This is a genomic window from Streptomyces sp. NEAU-174 (genome assembly GCF_052665095.1).
This window is the reverse complement of the sequence record NZ_JBQTCE010000015.1, coordinates 116,543-135,014: the sequence shown is the minus strand read 5'-3', so window position 1 is coordinate 135,014 and position 18,472 is coordinate 116,543. Positions and strand designations below refer to the sequence as shown.

12 protein-coding genes are annotated in these 18,472 nt (G+C 72.6%); 8 read left to right on the top strand and 4 right to left on the bottom strand.

Annotated elements, in window-relative coordinates; translation table 11 throughout:
• Nucleotides 1-121 precede the first annotated feature (121 nt).
• Nucleotides 122-1,276, top strand: a complete 1,155-nt coding sequence (locus tag ACT2CW_RS36295) for a M20 family metallopeptidase (protein WP_445519618.1) — start codon at nt 122-124, stop codon at nt 1,274-1,276.
• A 76-nt stretch (nt 1,277-1,352) separates the two neighbouring features.
• On the opposite strand, the gene ACT2CW_RS36290 is transcribed toward ACT2CW_RS36295, so the two are convergent.
• Nucleotides 1,353-1,589, bottom strand: a complete 237-nt coding sequence (locus ACT2CW_RS36290) for a DUF397 domain-containing protein (protein ID WP_037957374.1) — start codon at nt 1,587-1,589, stop codon at nt 1,353-1,355.
• A gap of 5 nt (nt 1,590-1,594) precedes the next feature.
• A complete protein-coding gene (locus ACT2CW_RS36285) occupies nt 1,595-2,455 on the bottom strand; it encodes a helix-turn-helix domain-containing protein (RefSeq protein WP_182473539.1) in 861 nt (286 codons plus the stop codon).
• 141 nt (nt 2,456-2,596) lie between these two features.
• On the opposite strand from ACT2CW_RS36285, the gene ACT2CW_RS36280 reads away from it, so the two are divergent.
• On the top strand, nt 2,597-3,139 hold the full coding sequence (locus tag ACT2CW_RS36280; RefSeq protein WP_445519617.1) for a hypothetical protein: 543 nt from the start codon (nt 2,597-2,599) through the stop codon (nt 3,137-3,139).
• Nucleotides 3,140-3,158: 19 nt separating this feature from the next.
• Here the strand turns inward: ACT2CW_RS36280 and ACT2CW_RS36275 are convergent, their stop codons facing one another.
• Both ACT2CW_RS36275 and ACT2CW_RS36270 read right to left on the bottom strand, forming a co-directional pair.
• On the bottom strand, nt 3,159-5,123 hold the full coding sequence (locus ACT2CW_RS36275) for an aminotransferase class I/II-fold pyridoxal phosphate-dependent enzyme (protein ID WP_445519697.1): 1,965 nt from the start codon (nt 5,121-5,123) through the stop codon (nt 3,159-3,161).
• Nucleotides 5,124-5,356: 233 nt separating this feature from the next.
• Nucleotides 5,357-7,657 (bottom strand): ATP-binding protein, encoded by a 2,301-nt coding sequence (locus ACT2CW_RS36270; RefSeq protein ID WP_445519616.1) that lies wholly within the window; start codon nt 7,655-7,657, stop codon nt 5,357-5,359.
• 367 nt (nt 7,658-8,024) lie between these two features.
• Between ACT2CW_RS36270 and ACT2CW_RS36265 the strand changes: the two genes are divergently transcribed.
• The 6 genes from ACT2CW_RS36265 to ACT2CW_RS36240 all read left to right on the top strand — a co-directional run bounded on the left by ACT2CW_RS36265 (nt 8,025) and on the right by ACT2CW_RS36240 (nt 18,407).
• On the top strand, nt 8,025-8,219 hold the full coding sequence (locus ACT2CW_RS36265; RefSeq protein ID WP_078956464.1) for a DUF5999 family protein: 195 nt from the start codon (nt 8,025-8,027) through the stop codon (nt 8,217-8,219).
• The gene (locus tag ACT2CW_RS36260; RefSeq protein ID WP_445519615.1) at nt 8,216-8,719 is read left to right on the top strand and encodes an ATP-binding protein; all 504 of its coding nucleotides are present in this window, start codon (nt 8,216-8,218) and stop codon (nt 8,717-8,719) included. Before ACT2CW_RS36265 ends, ACT2CW_RS36260 begins: the two co-directional genes overlap by 4 nt.
• Before the next feature lie 235 nt (nt 8,720-8,954).
• Nucleotides 8,955-11,855: a helix-turn-helix transcriptional regulator gene (locus ACT2CW_RS36255; RefSeq protein ID WP_445519614.1), complete on the top strand. Its 2,901-nt coding sequence runs from the start codon at nt 8,955-8,957 to the stop codon at nt 11,853-11,855.
• 58 nt (nt 11,856-11,913) lie between these two features.
• The gene (locus ACT2CW_RS36250; protein WP_445519613.1) at nt 11,914-14,670 is read left to right on the top strand and encodes an AAA family ATPase; all 2,757 of its coding nucleotides are present in this window, start codon (nt 11,914-11,916) and stop codon (nt 14,668-14,670) included.
• Entirely contained in the window at nt 14,660-17,470 is a 2,811-nt protein-coding gene (locus tag ACT2CW_RS36245; protein WP_445519612.1) for an AAA family ATPase, read from the top strand. The genes ACT2CW_RS36250 and ACT2CW_RS36245 overlap by 11 nt, the downstream gene beginning before the upstream one ends.
• Before the next feature lie 331 nt (nt 17,471-17,801).
• Nucleotides 17,802-18,407: a LuxR C-terminal-related transcriptional regulator gene (locus ACT2CW_RS36240; protein ID WP_051573486.1), complete on the top strand. Its 606-nt coding sequence runs from the start codon at nt 17,802-17,804 to the stop codon at nt 18,405-18,407.
• Nucleotides 18,408-18,472: the final 65 nt, after the last annotated feature.

Sequence of the window (18,472 nt, the reverse complement as noted above, 5' to 3'; positions counted from 1 at the left end):
CGCGGCATGCAACTCGATCACGACCTCCAGCGGATGGCCGTCCCGGTGCGCCCCGGCGCGCCCGTCCGCTGATCCCCAGCCGCTCCCTCACCCCGCCACCCCCGGGAAGGACCCTCATCGCATGACCCCCTCCGACCTCGCCGCCGCGACCGCCCAGGCGCTGCCCGAGATGATCGAAGACCTACGGACGCTGGTGGAGCTGGAGACGCCGAGCGACGACAAGCGGCTTTTGGACGCGGGGCTCGCCGCGATCAGCGGCTGGGTCGTCGACCGGCTGGGCGAGCCGGACGGAACCGAGCGCCACGACTGCGGACCGCAGGGCGATGTGCTCGTCCTGACCTATCGCGGCACGGCCCCCGGCACCGTGCTGATGCTGTGCCACTACGACACGGTGTGGCCGGCCGGAACGCTCGCCGAATGGCCCTTCGAGGTCCAGGACGGCCGGGCGAGCGGCCCCGGTGTCTTCGACATGAAGACGGGCCTGGTGCAGGCCGTGTGGACCCTGCGGCTGCTGCGCGAGCTGGAGCTTCCCCACCCCTCGGTGCGGCTGCTGCTCAACGGCGACGAGGAGATCGGCAGCCCCGGCTCCCGCCGCCATATCGAGCGGCTCAGCGAGGACGTCCTGGCCACGCTGGTCTTCGAGGCGTCGCTGGACGGGGCGCTCAAGACCTCCCGCAAGGGCGTCGGGCTGTTCGATGTGACGGCCCACGGCATCGAGTCGCACGCGGGTCTCGACCCGTTCGCGGGCGCGAGCGCCATCCACGCGCTGGCCGAGGTGGTCCCGCGGATCGCCGCGCTCAGCGCCCCGGAGCGGGGGACCACGGTGAACGTGGGGCTGATTCAAGGCGGTACCGGGCGCAATGTGATCGCCGCGCGGGCGAGTTGCGGTATCGACATCCGGATCGCCGCGCCGGAGGAGATGCGGCGGATCGACGCTGCGCTGCACGCCCTCGCCCCCTCCGACCAGCGGGTGCGGCTGACCGTCACCGGTGAGTGGAACCGTCCGCCGATGGTCCCGGGCGATGCCTCCCGCCGGCTGTTCGAGCGGGCCCACGCGATCGCCGCGGAACACGGTTGGGAGCTGGAGGAGACCGCGGTCGGCGGTGCCAGCGACGGCAACTTCGTCTCCGCGCTCGGCCGTCCGGTCCTGGACGGGCTCGGTGCCCTCGGCTCCGGGGCCCACGCCCGCCACGAACACACCGTGCTCGCCCCGATCCCGGCCCGTACCGCGCTGACCATCGGTCTGCTGCGGGCACTGGCGGCCGACGCCACGTAGCGGCACACCGAGGCCACGCCGACGCCGACGGCCACCGGCCGTCGGCGCACGGGGCCGCGTCGGCAGACGAGGAAGGTCAGCAGACGAGGAAGTCGGCCTCGCCCGCCTTGGCGCCCTGGATGAACGCGATGATCTCGCTGCGGGTGTAGATCAGCGCCGGACCGTCCGGATCGGTCGACTGACGGATCGCGACCCGGCCGTCGTCCAGCTTCATGGCTTCGACGCAGTTGCCGCCGTTGCCACCGCTCCACGGCTTCTGCCAGCCCTCACTGCCGAGGTCGCTCGCGCGCATGCCGTTGTGAATGCGATCCATTCCGATCAGAGCTCCTTGCGGAAATCCTGGAGGATTTCCTTTGTGCGTCGTGCGGTTGCCGCCTGGGCCGCCATGCGGTCCATGGCCTCCAGATGGGAGGCCACCTCGATGCGCTCATCCAGGTAGACGGCGCCGGTCAGGTACTCGACGTAGACCATGTCCGGCAGTTCGGGTACAGCGAAGCGGAAGAGGACGAAGGGCCCATAGGTGCCCGGATGGTGGCCGGAGGTGAACTCCGAGATCTGTAGCGTGATGTGCGGCATCTCCACGGCCTCCAGCAGCCGGTCGACCTGCTGCCGCATCACCTCCGCCGAACCCACCTGCCGGCGCAGCACCGTCTCGTCCATCACCACCCACAGCCGGGGCGGTTCCCGCCGGGTGAGCAGGGACTGCCGCTCCATGCGCAGCGCCACATGGCGCTCCGCCTGCCGGGGACCGGCCTGGCCGACGGCGCCGGTCTGCATGACCGCGCGGGCGTAGTCCTCGGTCTGGAGCAGCCCGGGCACGAAGTGCGGCTCGTACGCCCGGATCATCTCGGCCGCGCCCTCCAGGCTGACGTGGACGCTGAACCAGTCGGGCAGGATGTCGTGGAACCGCTGCCACCAGCCCGGCTTGTTGGCCTCCTCGGTCAGGGTGATGAACGAGTCGAGCTCCTCACCGGTGACCCCGTAGGCGTCCAGCAGCAGCTGCACATACGGGACCTTCAGCGCGACCTCGGCGGTCTCCATGCGGCGGATGGTGGCGGGCGCCACCCGCAGCACCCTGGCCGCCTCGTCCCGCTTGAATCCCGCCTTCTCCCGCAGATCCTGGAGCCTCTTGCCGAGGACGACCTGACCCACGGTCGGTGCCGACCGCGGTTCGCTCACCTGAATCCCTCCCTGACCCTCCCCAACGCTGATGTTCGCAGTGTGCCATGGCCAATGCGGAACGGACACATTGCACTGACGACTCTGCACAATTCAGAGTGAGCCTTGCCAAGTGTCCCCGGCGGTGCGCATAGTTGCGGCATGATCCCGTTACCGCGCTCCGCCGCGGCGACCGCAGGCACCATCGGCCCGACCTCTGTGAAGTGCCCTGAGATGACGTACGCCTTCGCCGGTGCGCTGACCGGCCTCGTCCGCGGCCGGTTCGGCCGGCGGGGATTCCGTGCGGTCTCCGGCCGCCACCGCCTCCAACTGCCCTCGAGGCTGCGGACGGACCGGGGCTACGACGCGGTGGGGATCGCCGAGCGGCACGGCCCCGGGGTGATGGCCCTGCTGCCCCGGGCGGGATGTGTACTCACCGGCGCCGGGTGCTGGTGGTGGATCGTGCCGCCCCATTCGGACGTCGGCGTCGACTGGCCCGCACCGGCCGTCTACGCGGTCGGCGCCATGGTGACCGGCCCGCCCGGGCGGCGGACCGGCCCCACGGGGAGCCTGGAGCCCGATGTGGTGCACTGGCCGGACGACGGGGAGCCGTACACCCACCCCCTGCTGCTGCACATCGCGGTCTGCGCGGCGGCCGGGGTCTCCCCGGCCTGGCCGTGCGACGACCGGCTGCGCCGGTCATGACCCCGGCGGCGGCGCCCGGTCATGCGGTCGAGTCGTCCTGGAGGTACGCCGCGGGGCGCGGATAGCGCTTCATCGCCGGGGTCTGGCCGGTCGGGTCGTCCTCCTGCTCGCTGAGGGGAACGACCGGCGCCGCTGCCGCCGCCGCGGCCCTCAGCTCGGCGGGGTCGTAGGTCATGGCCTGCGTCCGCTCCATCGGCGTCGGCTCGGGTATGCCGGTGTCCTGCTGCCCGTAGACCGGGATCTGGTCGACCGTCGTCTCCTCGGGCCGGGTCTGGGCGTACGCCGCCGCCCCCTGCCCCTGGGCGCCCTGGACCTGGGCCTGGACCATGGGCATCTGGGAGGTCTGCGCCTGGACGCCCTGGTACTGCCCGCTCTGCGGCTGGGGCGCCATCTGCATGAACGGCGCCTGGCTCTGGGCCGGCTGCGGCTGCGGGGCCTGGAACTGCTGCGCAGGCACCTGCTGCGGGATCTGCGGCTGCGGGGCCTGGACCATCTGGGGCTGCGGCAGCGCGGCCGGGGCCTGGTACAGGGGCGGCTGGGCCGGGGGAGTGGCGACATACGCGGGCGACAGCTCCGGGAGCGGCTGCTGCTGGACGTACCCCGGCGCGGCACCCGTGCCCGCGCCCGCGCCCGCGAAGGACGTCTGCCCGTACGGGTCGCCGGCGACGCCCTGCGGGGCCGGAAGCGCGGCCGCGGAGTACATCGGCTGCGGCTCCTGCGCCATCGGCGCCGCGGGCAGCTGGGGCTGCTGCTGGTAGGAGTAGTCCATGAACTGCGCCTGTGAGGTGCTGGAATCCAGGGCCCCCATGGACCCCGAGGACCCCCCGTACCCCGAGGACAGCGACGGCTGCTGGTCCCAGCCGACCTGCGGGGCGTAGAAGGACGTCCCGTACAGCACCGTGCTCAGCCCGGTCAGCAGTCGCTGCACATCCGGCTGGGAACGCACCACCAGCCGCATGAACTGGCTGCTGCTGCCCAGCTTGTTGCCGCATTCGCGCACCAGCACACCGTGCTGGGAGAGCAACTGGTCGCGGACCCAGCCGCCGTCCGTCCCGGCCGGCAGCTTGACGAAGACGAAGTTGCCCTGGGAGGGGAAGACCGTCATCCCGGGCAGCCCGGCCAGCTGGGTGGTCATCTGCTGCCGGTCGCGGCTGAGCATGCGCAGGCTCTCCACGTACTCCTGCCGGTACCGCTTCAGCATGAAGACGATGACCTCGGCGAAGGAGTTGAGGTTCCACTTCGGCAGCCGGGAGCGGATCTGCACGGCGAGCGACGGATTGGCCACCAGATAGCCGAAGCGGACCCCGTGGAGGCCGAAGTTCTTGCCGAGGCTGCGCAGCACGATCACATTCGGGCGCAGGATGGCCTCGTCCACGACGCTGGGATACGCCTCGGCGTCCGCGAACTCCAGGAAGGACTCGTCGATCACGATCAGGTCGAGGTCGGCCAGGGCGTCCATGATGCCGATGAGGGCCTGGCGGGACACCAGCCCGCCGTCGGGGTTGTTGGGATTGCAGATCACGGCGACCCGGGAGCCCCGGGAGCGTACGAAGTTGACGAAGGCGTTGGGGTCGAGTGCGAATCCGCTCATTTCCGGGAGCTGGAACATATCGACCCGTTTGCCGGTCTCCATCGGCTGGTCGGTCCAGCGGCCGAAGGTGGGAATCGGCACCGCCAGGCTTTCCTTCACCAGCAGGTGGTCGATCCAGGTGATGAGCTCGGTCGAGCCGTTGCCCATCGCCATGGTCTGCGGCTGTAGCCCGAGCACATCGGCCAGTTCGGCGGTGATGGTCTCCGCGGAGCTCGGGTAGTAGGTGAGGATGTCCCGCAGCCTCACCGCCATCACGGCGAACATCGCGGGGGTGGGGAAGTACGGATTGCAGGGGATGCAGAAGTCCACGAGCTCCTGTCCGCCACCCGTGACCCCGGCGCGGTTGAGCGCGAAGAACGACGGGCTGTGGGCGGTGCCACGGAAAAGCTCCATGGCATCACCGGTATTGCCGACTGCGGCAACAGTCACGGCGGGACCTCCTCGGTCGCATGAGCCGCGTCGACGCACTGACACGGCCGTAGCGGCTCGTCCCTCGAGCCTGACGCATGATCTCTCGAAGCCGGGGCGGGCGAGGATTTTCGTGGGGGTTGTGAAAACTTCCGGGACACCTGCTCCGGTCTCGAATAGAATTCCGCCCCTTGCCCCTTGAGAATGCGGCACGGCCTTCAGACCGTATCCTCCGGCGGGCGTTCGCCATCGGCCTCGGTGGTGCGGTGCTGTTCCGCTACCCAGACCGCCACCTGCGCACGCGAGGTGAAACCCAGCTTGCTCAAAATGTGCTCAATATGGCCCTCGGCCGTGCGCTGGGCGATGACCAGGGAAGAGGCGATCTCCTTGTTGCTGAGCCCCTGCGCGACCAGCCGCGCGATTTCGGACTCCCGGGGCGTCAGCGGCGACGGCCGCCCGCCCGTCGCCTCCCCGCTGGGCAGCTCGTCCTCCAGCGCGTACTCCAGCGCCTCGGCGTAGGACAGCCGGGCGCCCTGTTTGCACGCCGCGTTGAAGGCCGGTTTGCCCAGGGCCCGCCGCACCGCGGCCTCGCACTCCTCGTGGTAGTGGACGAGGTGCCCGTAGCCGGAGAGCGGGGCGCCGATGGCGTGCCAGAGGGTCCCCAGGACGCCCAGCAGCCTGGCCGCCCGTGAGTGGTCCCGTTCGGTGGCCGCGATCCAGGCCAGCACCTCGAGGTTGACCCCGACGCCCAGCGGGTCGTCCAGCGAGCGGTTGAACGTGAGGCTCTCCTTCTCCAGGGCGGCCGCCCTGGCGGTGTCGCCCTGGCGCCAGACGTCCACGCCGAGCGCCATCATCGTGTAGGCCCGGTGCCAGCCCTCCCCGTACGCGTCGCACACCTCGAGCGACTCCTCGCCCAGGGCGATCGCGCGCGGCGAGTCGCCGATGAAGGAGTGGGCGAGCGAGAGCCGGATGAGCGCGAGCGCCAGCCCCACCGGATCGCCGGTCGCGCGATGGCGGGCCACGGCCTCCTCGTAGAGCGCGATCGCGGACCGGGTCTCGCCCCGGTACATGGCGACCATGCCGGAGTAGAGCGCGGTGTAGGCGAGCACCGGCTCCAGGCCCAGCCGGGTGCCGAGGGCCCGGCTCTCCTCGAGCATGGCCGCGGCGGCGTCGATGTCGGACTGGATGATGGCCAGCCAGCTGTTGGTCCACAGGGCCCGCGCCCGCGACCCGTCGGGTTCGGTGCACAGCGCGAGGGCCTGGTCCAGCCAGCGGCGGCCCTCGCCGAGGTAGTAGCTGGTGATCCAGTGGTAGAGCAGATCGGCGGCCATGTCGAGGCCGCAGACGGTCTGCCCGGGCTCGGCCAGGCAGCTCTCCAGGGCGGTGCGCAGATTGGCGTGCTCCAGCTGGAGCCGGGTGAACCACTGCACCTGGGCCGGTCCGAAGAGCGCCGCCCGCGCGTCCGCGGCGAGCCCGCGGTAGTAGTCGCGGTGGCGCCGCAGCCGTACGGCCTCCTCCCCGGAGGCGGCCAGCCGCTCCCGGCCGTACTGGCGCAGCGTGTCCAGCATCCGGTAGCGCACCGCCGTCGGGTGCTCCTCCCTGAGCAGCACCGACTTGTCCACCAGCTCGGTCACCAGGTCCAGGATCTCCTCGCGGTCGATGCCCTCGTCCGAGCAGACCGCCTCGGCCGCCTCCAGGTCCAGGCTTCCGGCGAACACCGAGACCCGGGCCCACAGCAGCCGCTCCCGCTCGGTGCACAGCTCATAGCTCCAGTCGATCAGCGCCCGCAGCGTCTGGTGGCGGGGGAGGACCGTGCGGGAGCCGGTGGTGAGCAGCCGGAACCGGTCGTCGAGCCGGTCCAGCAGCTGCTGGACGGACAGGGCGCGCAGCCGTACGACCGCGAGCTCGATGCCCAGCGGGATGCCGTCGAGCCGGCGGCAGATCAGCTCCACCTCGTCCCGGTTGTCCTCGCTGAGCTCGAACCCGGGCACGATGGCCGCGGCGCGCTCGACGAACAGCCGTACCGCGTCCCACCGGGCGAGCGTCGCCAGCGACGGCCGCGGCCCCTCGGGGTCCGGCAGCCCCAGGGTGGGCACGGCCAGGCTCTGCTCACCGGCGGTGCCCAGCGCCTGACGGCTGGTGGCCAGCAGCCGCAGCCGGGGGGCCGCGCGCAGCAGCCGGTCGGCGAGCCGGGCGCACTCCTCCAGCAGGTGTTCGCAGTTGTCGAGGACGATCAGGGCCTGCCGGTCCCGCAGATGGTCGACGAGGATGTCCATCGCCGGGCGGGAGGAGTGGTCGCGTATCTCCAGCGCCTCGGTGACGCCCTGGGCGAGCAGCGTGGGGTTGTCCAGATCGGCGAGTTCGGCCAGCCAGACCCCGTCGGGGAAGGCCCGGCGCGCCTCGTCCGCGACCCGCAGCGCCAGCCGGGTCTTCCCGACCCCGCCGACCCCGGTGAGGGTGACCAGGCGGGACGCGGACAGCATCCGCTTGACCTCGGCCGCCTCGTGCCGACGTCCCACGAAACTCGTCACCTCGGCCGGCAGCCTCACTGTCTGCCGCCCGGTCGGGGTGCCTGTCGCCACCGCACCCATCGATGCCTCGCACCGGCCCCGGGCGGGCGGGACCTGTGCCCGCGCGGACCCGAAGCCCTGTTTCCAGGCTATGCCCGGGCCGGGGGCCGCCGCACACACCCCGGGCGGGCGCCGGGCCGGAGTCACCGAGGGTGAGTGGCGGCCGCCCGGCCGTGACCGCCCGGCGGGGGGAGGGGAGCGGGACGGGTACCGATGCGGGGAGATCTCCCCTCGCCGCGTCCGGCCGCGCAGGCCCAGGATGGTGGTGTCGGTGAGTTCCGCCGCCCCCTAGGGCGGAAGATCGAAGGTTCGGACCATGTGCCTCCACCAACCCCAATGTCCTCCCGCCGACGCACCGGATCACGATTCGGCGCGCCCGGTGGCCTCCCACCCCGAGCAGGGATGGAGCCTGCTCTGCAACGGCGTGGTGATCTTCGCGGACACGGGTGAGATCCTTCCCGACGGGCGTGCCATCCCCGCCCCCCGCACCAGCCCCGACCCGTCAGCATGAACGCCACCACCCTCGCCCCCGCGCACGGCTCCCCGATGAGCACCGAGCGCCGCCCTGACACGCGACCCCCGGCCACCAGCGGCGGGACGTCCTGGCTGCTCCCCTCCGAGCCGTCCTCGGTGCCGACGGCCCGGCGGCTGGCGCGCGCCCAGCTGTCGGCGTGGACGCTGCACGACTTCGCCGACGACGCGGAACTGCTCGTCAGCGAGCTGGTCACCAATGCTTTGCGGCACGCGGGCGGACCGATCCGGCTGACGCTCTCGCTGTGCTCCGTCGACCGCGCCTTCCGCTGCGAGGTTGCGGACGAGGACCCCGGGCAGCCCCAGGTGCGCCGGGCGTGCGGCGATGACGAGGGCGGGCGCGGACTCCACTTGCTGGATCTGCTCTCGCGCTGCTGGGGATCCACCTGCACGACGGCCGGCAAGGTCGTCTGGTTCGAGCTCCACCCGCCTGCCGTCGCCCTGGAGGCCGCCATGAAGGCGGCCCGAACGACCCCGTGATCGTTCGCCGACGAAGGGAGATGCCATAGACGACTTCACGCCTCGTACCCACACAGTGATACCGAATGACCCGGAGACGGAATGGTGAACGCCCTCACCACGCCTTCCGTCTCCGGGCTTCTGCTTGCCGATTGATCGGGATTGATCGCCGTCATTGCGCTCGTGTAGCCTGCTGATCGCGGCAGCAGCACACTTTTCCGATAATTCTTCGTATTTTGTGGCTCGAGGAGGCTGCGTGGTGGACCGGAAAACGGATTCCGGTTTACCCGGCGGGCTGGTCGGGCGCGCCGCCGAACTCGCCGCGCTGACCGCCCACGCGGAGGCCGCCCACAGCGCCCGCTCCGGTCTGGTGGTCCTGTCCGGTCCGGCCGGGATCGGCAAGACCAGCCTGCTGCGCGCCTTCCTCGACAGCGACGCCTGCCGGAAGATGACCGTGCTGCACGGCGCCTGCGGTGAAGTGGTGGCCGGCGCCGGATACGGCGGGGTGCGCGCACTCTTCGGAAGCCTCGGGCTCTCGGCCGAGGACGCCCAGAACTCCCCGCTGCTGCGCGGCAGCGCCCGCCGCGCCCTCCCCGCGCTCAGCCCCCGCCCCGGCGAGGAGGGGCCGCCCACGGCCGCCAGCGTCTACCCGGTGCTGCACGGCCTGTACTGGCTCGCCGCCAACCTGATGACCCAGGGCCCCCTGGTGCTCGTCCTGGACGATGTGCACTGGTGCGACGAGCGCTCCCTGCGCTGGATCGACTTCCTGCTGCGCCGGGCCGACCAGCTGCCGCTGCTGGTCGTGCTCGCCCAGCGCAGCGAGGAGGAACCGGTCGCACCCGCGGCCCTTGCGGACATCCTCGCCCAGCCGCGCTCCGCGGTGATCCGCCTCGACCCGCTGACCGACGCCGAGGTGGCCGAAATGGCCCACCAGGTCTTCGGCGCCCCCGTCGCCCCCTCCTTCGCCGAGCGCGCCGCCGCCGTCTGCGGCGGCAATCCGCTGACCGTCACCCGGCTGCTGCGCGAGCTGCGGGCCAAGGGCGTGGCGCCCGACGAGAGCGGCATCCGCGAGATCGCCGAGGTCGGGAGCTACGTGGTCGCCCTGTCGGTGCGCGCCCTCTTCGACGCCCGGCCCGGCTGGGTCCGGGACGTGGCCACCGCCATCGCGGTGCTCGGCGAGGAGGACGCGGAGCACATCGGCGCGCTGGCCGGAGTGCCCGCCGCCCGCGTCCCCGAGGCCGTGGAGCAGCTGCGCGAGGCCGAGGTGATGGCGCCGGACCGGGCGGACCTGGCCCATGACGTGCTGCGCTCCGCGGTGCTCGAGGCCGCGGGGGAGGAGCGGCTGGCCGAGCTGCGCGCCAGGGCGGCCCTGCTGCTGAGCGACGCCGGACGGCCCGCCGAGGAGGTCGCCAACCAGGTGCTGCTGGTGCCCGGCACCCCCCAGCCGTGGATGGGCTGGGTGCTCCGGGAAGCCGCCGCCCAGGCCGAGCACCGCGGCGCCCCGGAGGCCGCCGCCCGCTATCTCTACCGGGTCCTGGAGGCGGAGCCGGACAGCCTGTCGGCCCATGTCCCGCTCGCCAAGGCGCTCGCGGAGATCAACCCCGCCGAGGCCGTCCGCCTGCTCAGGCGGGCGCTCACGCTGGCCACCGACATCCGCACCAAGGCGCCCATCGCCGTGCAGTTCGGCCTCACCTGCCTGACCGTCCAGCAGTCACCGGCCGCCGTACGGGTGCTCAGCGAGGTGCTCGACGAGCTCGAGGCCGAGCTGGGGCCCGACCCCGATCCGCGCGACCGCGAGCTGCGCACCCTCGTCCAATCGACGCTGCTGATCAGCGGATCCGACGAGAAGGCCACGATCCACACGGTCCGGGAGCGCTTCGCGCGGATTCCCGAACCCGCCGGGGACACCCCCGCCCAGCGCCAGATGCTCGCCATGATGACGGTCCTGTCCGCGATGGAGGGCCGCTCGGTGCAGCGGGCGGTGGGGCAGGCCCGCCGCGCGCTGAGCTCCGCGGACCGGCTCGACAACTGGTCGCTGCTCTTCTCCGCGTTCACCCTCGGCCTGGCCGACGAGATCGAGGAGTCGATGGCGGCCCTGGAGCACGCGCTGCGCCACGGCCAGGACAACGCCGCGGTGTGGTCGTATGTGATCACCCTGTCCTACCGCGCCCAGCTGCTGCACGGCGTCGGCGCGATCCCGGACGCCCTCGCCGACGCCCAGACCGCCGTCGAGATCATCGGCGAGGAGCGCTGGAGCGCCAATGTGACCGTGCCGCAGACCGCGCTGGCCACGATCCTGATCGACCGGGGCGAACCGGAGCGGGCCGAGGAGCTGCTGGCCGCCGTCACCCGGCCGAACCTGGACGGGTTCGTGATGGAGTACCACTCGTATCTCATGGCCCGCGCCCGGGCCCGCTGGGCGCTCGGCGACAGCGCCACCGCGCTGCGGCTGCTGCTCGACTGCGGCGCCTCGCTGGAGGAGTCCGGCTTCGCCAACCCGGTGTTCCTGCCCTGGTGGGCCGAGGCGGCCTGCCTGCTCGCGGCGGAGAAGCGGGCGGACGAGGCGCGGGACCTGGTCGAGCACGGCGCCGAGCTGGCCCGCCGCTGGAGCACCCCGCGCGCGCTCGGTCTGGCCGCCCTCGCCCGCGGGGTGACCACCCCCGGCGAGGAGGGCATCGCCCGGCTCACCGAGGCGGTCGAGCGCTTCTCCGGGTCGCCCGCCCGCTCCGAGCACGCCCGGGCCGAGTTCCTGCTCGGCGGGGCGCTGCTGGACGCGGGGCGGCCGCGCGAGGCCCGGGAGCGGCTGCGCTCGGCCGTCGACCTCGCGCAGGGCTGCGGCGCGCTCGCGCTCGCCAGGGACGCCCGCAACCGGCTGGTGGCCGCTGGCGGCCGGATGCGCGAGATCACCGCCTCACCGGTCGACCTGCTCACCGGCACCGAGCGCAAGGTGGCCCAGATGGCCTCGCGCGGGGCGGGCAACCGCGAGATCGCCGAGTCGCTGTTCGTCACCGTACGGACCGTAGAGACCCATCTCACCAGCGTCTACCGGAAGCTGAGTGTGAGTCAGCGCGGGGAGCTGGCCTCGGTGCTGAACACGCCGAGACTTCCCGATCCACAGGCCCCCGCCTGGGTCTTCGCCTCACGCGGCCGACGCTGACGCGCGTGCGGCGGTTCGGTGACAGGTCCACGACCCATCCCAGGCATATAGTCGCACCATGCAGCTCAACGGGCTCCCGTTCCCCGGCCGCGAACGAGAGCAGGCCATGCTTGCCCAGACCGTCGCCGACCTCGGCCGGGGCCGTTCCTCGGTGGTGACACTGATCGGCAGGCCCGGTTACGGACAGAGCCGCCTGCTGAACCTCGCCGCCAGGCTGGCCGAGGACCAGGGCTTCCGGGTGCTGCGCGCCAAGGCGACCCCCGGCGAGCGCGATGTGCGCTACGGCGTGGTGGGACAGCTGCTGGCCCCGATGGACGGACTCACCGACGGCTCGATGAAGGCCCTGACCGGGCAGGGGCCCGAGAGCCGCTTACCGGGCCTGACCGAGTTGCTGCGGACCGCCAGGGAGCGGCCCACACTGCTGGTCGTCGACGATGTGGAATGGCTGGACCCGGCATCGGTGCGCTGGTTCGGGGCGCTCATCCGGCGGCTGCCGGACGCCCTGATCGCCCTCCTGGTGAGCGGCACCGGCCGGCTCCGCCCCGGCGTGTGCCCCCTGTCCACCGCGCCGCAGCAGGTGATCACCCTCGAATGCGAACTGGCCCCGCTCGCCCCGCGCGACGTGGCCGCCACGGTCGCGCTGATCTGCGGCCGCCCCGGCGACAACGCCTTCATCTCCGCGGCCCTGGAGGCGAGCGCGGGCAACCCCGAGGTGCTGTCCGAGGCCCTGCGCCGCTTCACCAAACACGGCTACGCGCCGGTCGCCGGTCGAGTGCCGGAACTGACCACCATCACCGAGGCCGTGGGCGGTGAACACGCCCTCCGCGTGCTCGGGGGGCTGTCCGACACGGCCGTCGCGCTCGTCCGCGCGCTCGCCGTCTGCGGCGATCTGCTGGATCTGTCCCTGCTGTTCGCGCTCGCCGGCCCCCGCGCCGCGAGCGAACCCGGACTGCCCGAAGTGCTCCAGGAGAGCGGGCTCGCCATCGCCTCCGGAACCGGGCTCCGGCTGAGCCGGCCCGAGGCGCGCAGCTGGATCCTCGCCGAGATGCCCGGTGACGAGCGGGCCGAACTCCACGCCCGCGCCGCCGAGTTGGCCTACCGGGCGGCCGTGGCCGACGAGGACATCGCCCGGCTGCTGCTCGCCGCCCGCCCGGTCGACGAGCCCTGGGTGATCCCCGTGCTGCGCCGCACCTGCGCCGCCGCGCTGCGCGCGGGCCGGACCGCCCAGGCCATCGCCTGTCTGTCCCGGGCGCTGGAGGAGCCGCTGGACCCGGTGCCGCGCGCGCAGCTGGGCATCGAACTCGCCGCCATCGAAGTGCTCGCCGCCCCCGAGGCCGCCGGCCGCCGGCTGGCGGAGATCATCCGCACCGGCGACGGCGGGCCCGGCCGGACCCGGGTGCGCGCCGCCGACCTCGGGCTCTCCCGCGGCGACGACAAGGCGCTGCGCCGCGCGATCGTCGACGTGCTGCCCTCGACCGACGGCGAGGAACGGGGGGCGCTGGCCGGGCTGTTCTGGCTCACCGAGTCCGACGGGCAGGACGACACCGATCTGGTCCCGGACGGGATCCCGCCGCTGCCCGACGACCCCACATGCCCGGCGCAGGCCGCGGCGCGCGCCTGGCGGCTGGCGCTGCGCGGGGCGGACCTGCCCACCGCACGGGCGCTGGCCCACCGGGTCTTCACCCTGGACGGCGGCGCGGGTGCCCTGATCCTGCCCCGGCTCACCGCCGCCCGGACCCTGCTGCTCACCGACGACCTGGACGAGGCCGAGGTCCGGCTGGACATCCTCCACACCGACCTGCGCAGGCGGCACGCCCGCGCGGCCGCAGCCCAGGCCCTGGCCGTCCGCGGCGAGCTGAACCTGCGGCGCGGCCGGCTCGACATGGCCGAACGGGACGTGGCCGCCGCCGAGCGGTCACTGCCCCGCTCCCTCTGGCACCGTCACACCGTCCCGTATCTGCTGGCCATCCGGATCCTCATCGCCCTGGAGAACGGCGACCTCGGCCAGGCCGGTGTGCTCGCGGCCACCTCTGCCCCCGCCGAGTCGCGCGAGGGCGCCTCCTGGGGCTATCTGCTCTTCGCCAGGGCGCAGGTGGCCGTCAAGGACGACCGGCTGCCCGAGGCGGTGGAGCTGTTCCGGGCCACCGGCAGATGGCAGTTGGGCCGCGGGCGGATCAACCCCGCCCTGATGCCGTGGCGTTCGATGGCCGCCCGGGTCCACCACGCCCTCGGCGACCACGAGGAGGCACGGCGGCTCGCCGACGAGGAACTCGCGCTGGCCCGGTTATGGGGCGCTCCCAACACGCTCGGCTGGGCCCAGCTGGGCGCCGGACGGGTGGCCCGCGAGGGGCGGGTCGAGCGGCTCCGCGAGGCGGTGGCCACCCTGCGCTCCACCCCGGCCAGGCTCGCCTACGCGGGGGCCCTGATGGAGCTGGCCACGGCCGAGCTCGACACCGGGAACCCGGACGCCGCGGCCCCCCTGGTGGCCGAGCTGTTCACCTTCGTCATCGCCCACCGGCCCTCCAGCAAGCTGGTCGCGAAGGTGCGCGAACTGTCCGAGCGGACGGGGCCCTCCGCCGTCCGCGGACGCGTCCCGCATCCGGCGTGGGCGACGCTGACCGAGCCGGAGCAGCGCACCGCATCCCTCGCCGGGCTCGGTCATGGCAACCGGGAGATAGCCGAGACCCTCTCCGTTAGCAGACGCACCGTCGAGCTGAGGCTCAGCGGTGCGTACCGAAAGCTGGGGATCGGCGGTCGCGCGGAACTGATCGAGTTGCTGCGGGCGGCGCAAGGAGGGGGAATCGATGTTGCTTGAACGGGAGGCCGAGCTGGCGCGGGTCGCGGAGGCACTGCGGGCCGCGGCGGCGGGGGACTCGTCACTGGTGCTGCTCACCGGCCCCCTGGGCACCGGCCGGACCGCGCTGCTGCACCAGCTGCCGATGCTCGCCGAGGGCGAGAAGATCAGGGTCCTGCGCGCCAACGCCGCGCCGATGGAGCAGGACTTCGACCTCGGCGTGGTCCGCCAGCTCTTCGACAGCCTGCTCACCGGCGCCCCGGAAGACCTCCGCGGGCAGCGCATCGAGGCAGAGGTCGACCTCTGCCGGACGGTCTTCTCCGACGACGCCCCGCCGCTCGACGAGAACGGGGCCGTCGCCATCCCCGAGGAGGCGCTGTACGGCCTGCGCTCGGTGCTGGCCACCGCCGGCGCCGAGCGCCCGCTGCTCATCCTCGTGGACGATCTCCAGTGGGTCGACACCCCCTCGCTGCGCTGGCTCGCCTTCCTCGTCAAGCGGCTGCACGGGCTGCGCGCCGTGCTCGTCTGCTCCCTGCGGGACGGCTACCGGCGCCCCGGTGACCCACTGCTGCGGGAGATCGTCGAGGCGGCACGGCTGGTGCTGCGCCCCGCGCCGCTGTCGCTCGGGGCCACCAAGGAAGTGATCCTCGAGCAGTTCGGCGTGCCGGGGGACGAGGAGTTCGCCCGCGCCTGCCACGAGAGCTCCGCGGGCAACCCGCTGTTCCTGAAGTCGGTGCTGGCGGACCTGGCCATGCGCGGCCACCGGCCCACCGCCGAGAATGCCGAGACGGCCCGCTCGCTGCGCCCCGCCCAGCTGCGCGAGCGGCTGGCCAGCTCCCTGCGCGCCCAGCCCCGGCCGCCGCGCGACCTGGCCGCCGCCATCGCGGTCCTCGGCGACCAGGCCGAACCGGAGCTGCTGGGCCGGCTGGCCGGGCTGGATCCGATCGGCTTCCTGGCCGCGCTGCGCGACCTCCACCAGCTGGGGCTGGTCGCCGCCGAACAGGAGCCGCGCTTTCTCCACCGGGTGGTGCAGGACGCGGTCGAGTCCTCGATGACCGTGGCCGAACGGGAGCGGCTGCACGACGCCGCGGCGGCACTGATGTACCACAACGGACGCCCCGCCGAACGCGTCGCCGCCCAGCTCCTGGCCGTCACCAGCTCCGACCACCCCTGGGCGGTGGAGGTGCTGCGGGCCGCGGCGGACACTGCGCTGCGCCGCGGCGCGCCCCGCACCGCCGCCCGCTATCTGCGCCGCGCCCTCCTGGACGGCTCGCTGACCGGGGAGGGCCGGGCCCGGCTGCTGATCGATCTGGCCACCGCGGAGCGCGGCTTCGACCCGGCCGCCTGTGAACGCCATATCTCCCAGGCGATCCCCCTGCTGACCACGGCCAGGCTCCGGGCCGCCGCGGCCCTGCGGATCTCGCCCAGCATCGTGGGCCTGGGGCCCCCGTCGGTCATCGATCTGCTGCACCAGGTCGCCGAGGACCTGGGGCCCGCCGCCTCGCTGGAAGGCACGGCGCGCGATGTGGCGCTGCGGCTCGAGGCGCGGCTGCGGCACGCCGGACACGAGGACCCGGCGGAGCTGGCCGCGGCGGTCGAGCGGCTGTCCGCGCTGGGGGCGGAGCCGCCACTGCTCACCTCCGCCGAGCGCGAGCTGACGGCGGTGCTGCTCAACGCGGCGGTGCTCACCGCCCGATGGCCCGCGGCCGAGGTCTCCCGGCTGGCCAACCGCATCCTGGAGCGCGAACCGGCCACCTCCGACCAGGTCCACACCCCGCTGCCGCTGGTGGTGATCGGGCTGGTGGCGGCCGATTCGGTACGGGGGATCAGCTCCTGGCTGGCGATGGAGCAGCAGACGCGGCGGCAGGGCGGCACGGTCGTGGACGCGCTCGTCAACGTTCAGCAGGCCATGGTGCTCGGCGCCCGCGGCCGCGTCGCCCAGGCGCGTGAGTACGCCGAGCGCGCCGTGCGGCTGGCCGAGGTGCACTGGCAGGAGGTCGGGGTCGTCTCCACCCTCGCCCTCACCCGCGTCGCCCTGGACCTCCAGGACTCCGCGCTGATCGAGCGGATTCTGGACGGCCCCGGGCGGCGCCGCTCCTCAAGCCTGGCCCTGACCGCGGCGCTGCAATTCGTCAAGGCGGCACAGGACGCCGAGCAGGGCCGCTGGTCCAGCGCCCTGGAAACCCTCCTGGCCTGCGGCCGGCAGCTGGAGGCTTCGGGCTGGCGCAATCCCGTGCTCTTCTCCTGGCGGCCCTGGGCGGCCGACCTCCACCGGCGGGTCGGCGACCCCCACGCGGCCGGGGCGCTGGCCGAGGAGGAGCTGCTGCGGGCGACCGAATGGGGCGCCCCCGTGGCGCTCGGCCGCGCGCTGCGGGTGAAGGCCCGGTTGAGCGACGGTGACCAGGGGATGCGGCTGCTGCGCGAATCGGTCGATGTACTGCGTGCCTCGGCCAATGAACTGGAGCTCGCCCGCACGCTGCTGCTGCTGGGCAAGCGGCTGCGGCCGGGAGGCGGCGAGGCGGCGGCGGTACTCCGGGAGGCCGCGGCGCTGGCCTCGGCGTGCGGGGTGCCACGGCTGGTCGAGCGGATCCGCGCGGCGGACGGCAGCGGTGCCGCGGCCGCCCCGCCGGAGGCGACCCTCACCCGTACCGAACGCACCGTGACCTCCCTCGTCGGACGCGGTCTGACCAACCAGGAGGTCGCGGCCGAGCTGGGGGTGAGCTCCCGCGCCATCGAGAAGCATCTGACGAGTTCCTATCGCAAGCTGGGCGTCTCCGGCCGGCGCGAGCTCATCGAGCTGCTGCCTCGCATGCATTCGTGAACGGAGCGTTAACGGCGATAATTGGACGCTGTTTGACGAGGATTCGTGAACCGACCGTACCGGCCCACCGAAGGGGTGGGGTGCGGACCGAACCTTCGGGGCACCCCACCACAGGATTGGGTGGCCACACCCCTGTTGACGTTGACTTCCGTACCCGCAGATCCCTAGTCTCAATTCTGAAATGAACATTCGGAATTGAATATCGGTATTCAATTCCGAATACTGAGAATTAGGAAGGGATGGCAGTCCCTTGGCATTGCCTTTACTATCGGATTCGGCTCGGCCAACCCCCCACGAGCTTGGACACGAGCAGACCGAGTACACGGATCTATTGCGCCAGTTCGATCAGCCAGGGGCGTGTGTCGTCTGTCTCGACCCGTCGCTCATCGTCCAGCAGGCGAACCGGGAATTCTTCCGGCAGTTCGACGACGCCTCCTCGGATGTGTGCGGCCGTGACTTCTGTGACCTTGTCCACCCCAGCGTCCGACAGGCGCTGAAGCGGCAGTTCACCCGGCTCCTCGACGGCTCCCGTCACCGGTTCACCACCCATGTGGTGGCCATCGGGGCCGAGGGGGCCGCCTTCACCAGCGGGCTCACCGCCGTGGCGGTGCGCGAGGGCACCGCCCATGTGGCCTCGATCCTCGTGGTGATGCGTCCCACGGCGGGTGGCGAGGAGGTGGAGATGGTCACCAACCGCAAGAAGCTCCTCACCGAGACCGAGGCGCGCATCCTGGAGGGCATCGCCGCGGGGCTCTCCACCATCCCGCTGGCCTCCCGGCTCTACCTCAGCCGGCAGGGTGTCGAGTACCACGTGACCCGGCTGCTGCGGAAGCTGCGGGTGCCCAACCGCGCGGCCCTCGTCTCCCGCGCCTACTCGATCGGCGTACTCAACGTCGGCTGCTGGCCGCCAAAGGTCGTCGACGACTTCATCAAATGACCCCCGCGCCGCGGAGGTCCACGAACGCGGTAAAGCCGAACCAGATGCGATCCTGGCCAGACATT

What these genes read in the sequence shown, in the direction of transcription:
- ACT2CW_RS36250 (WP_445519613.1), top strand. Translation starts at nt 11,914, where the DNA reads ATGCAGCTCAACGGGCTCCCGTTCCCCGGCCGCGAACGAGAGCAGGCC.
- ACT2CW_RS36290 (WP_037957374.1), bottom strand. Translation starts at nt 1,589, where the DNA reads ATGGATCGCATTCACAACGGCATGCGCGCGAGCGACCTCGGCAGTGAG.
- ACT2CW_RS36275 (WP_445519697.1), bottom strand. Translation starts at nt 5,123, where the DNA reads ATGGAGCTTTTCCGTGGCACCGCCCACAGCCCGTCGTTCTTCGCGCTC.
- ACT2CW_RS36295 (WP_445519618.1), top strand. Translation starts at nt 122, where the DNA reads ATGACCCCCTCCGACCTCGCCGCCGCGACCGCCCAGGCGCTGCCCGAG.
- ACT2CW_RS36245 (WP_445519612.1), top strand. Translation starts at nt 14,660, where the DNA reads ATGTTGCTTGAACGGGAGGCCGAGCTGGCGCGGGTCGCGGAGGCACTG.
- ACT2CW_RS36280 (WP_445519617.1), top strand. Translation starts at nt 2,597, where the DNA reads ATGATCCCGTTACCGCGCTCCGCCGCGGCGACCGCAGGCACCATCGGC.
- ACT2CW_RS36260 (WP_445519615.1), top strand. Translation starts at nt 8,216, where the DNA reads ATGAACGCCACCACCCTCGCCCCCGCGCACGGCTCCCCGATGAGCACC.
- ACT2CW_RS36265 (WP_078956464.1), top strand. Translation starts at nt 8,025, where the DNA reads ATGTGCCTCCACCAACCCCAATGTCCTCCCGCCGACGCACCGGATCAC.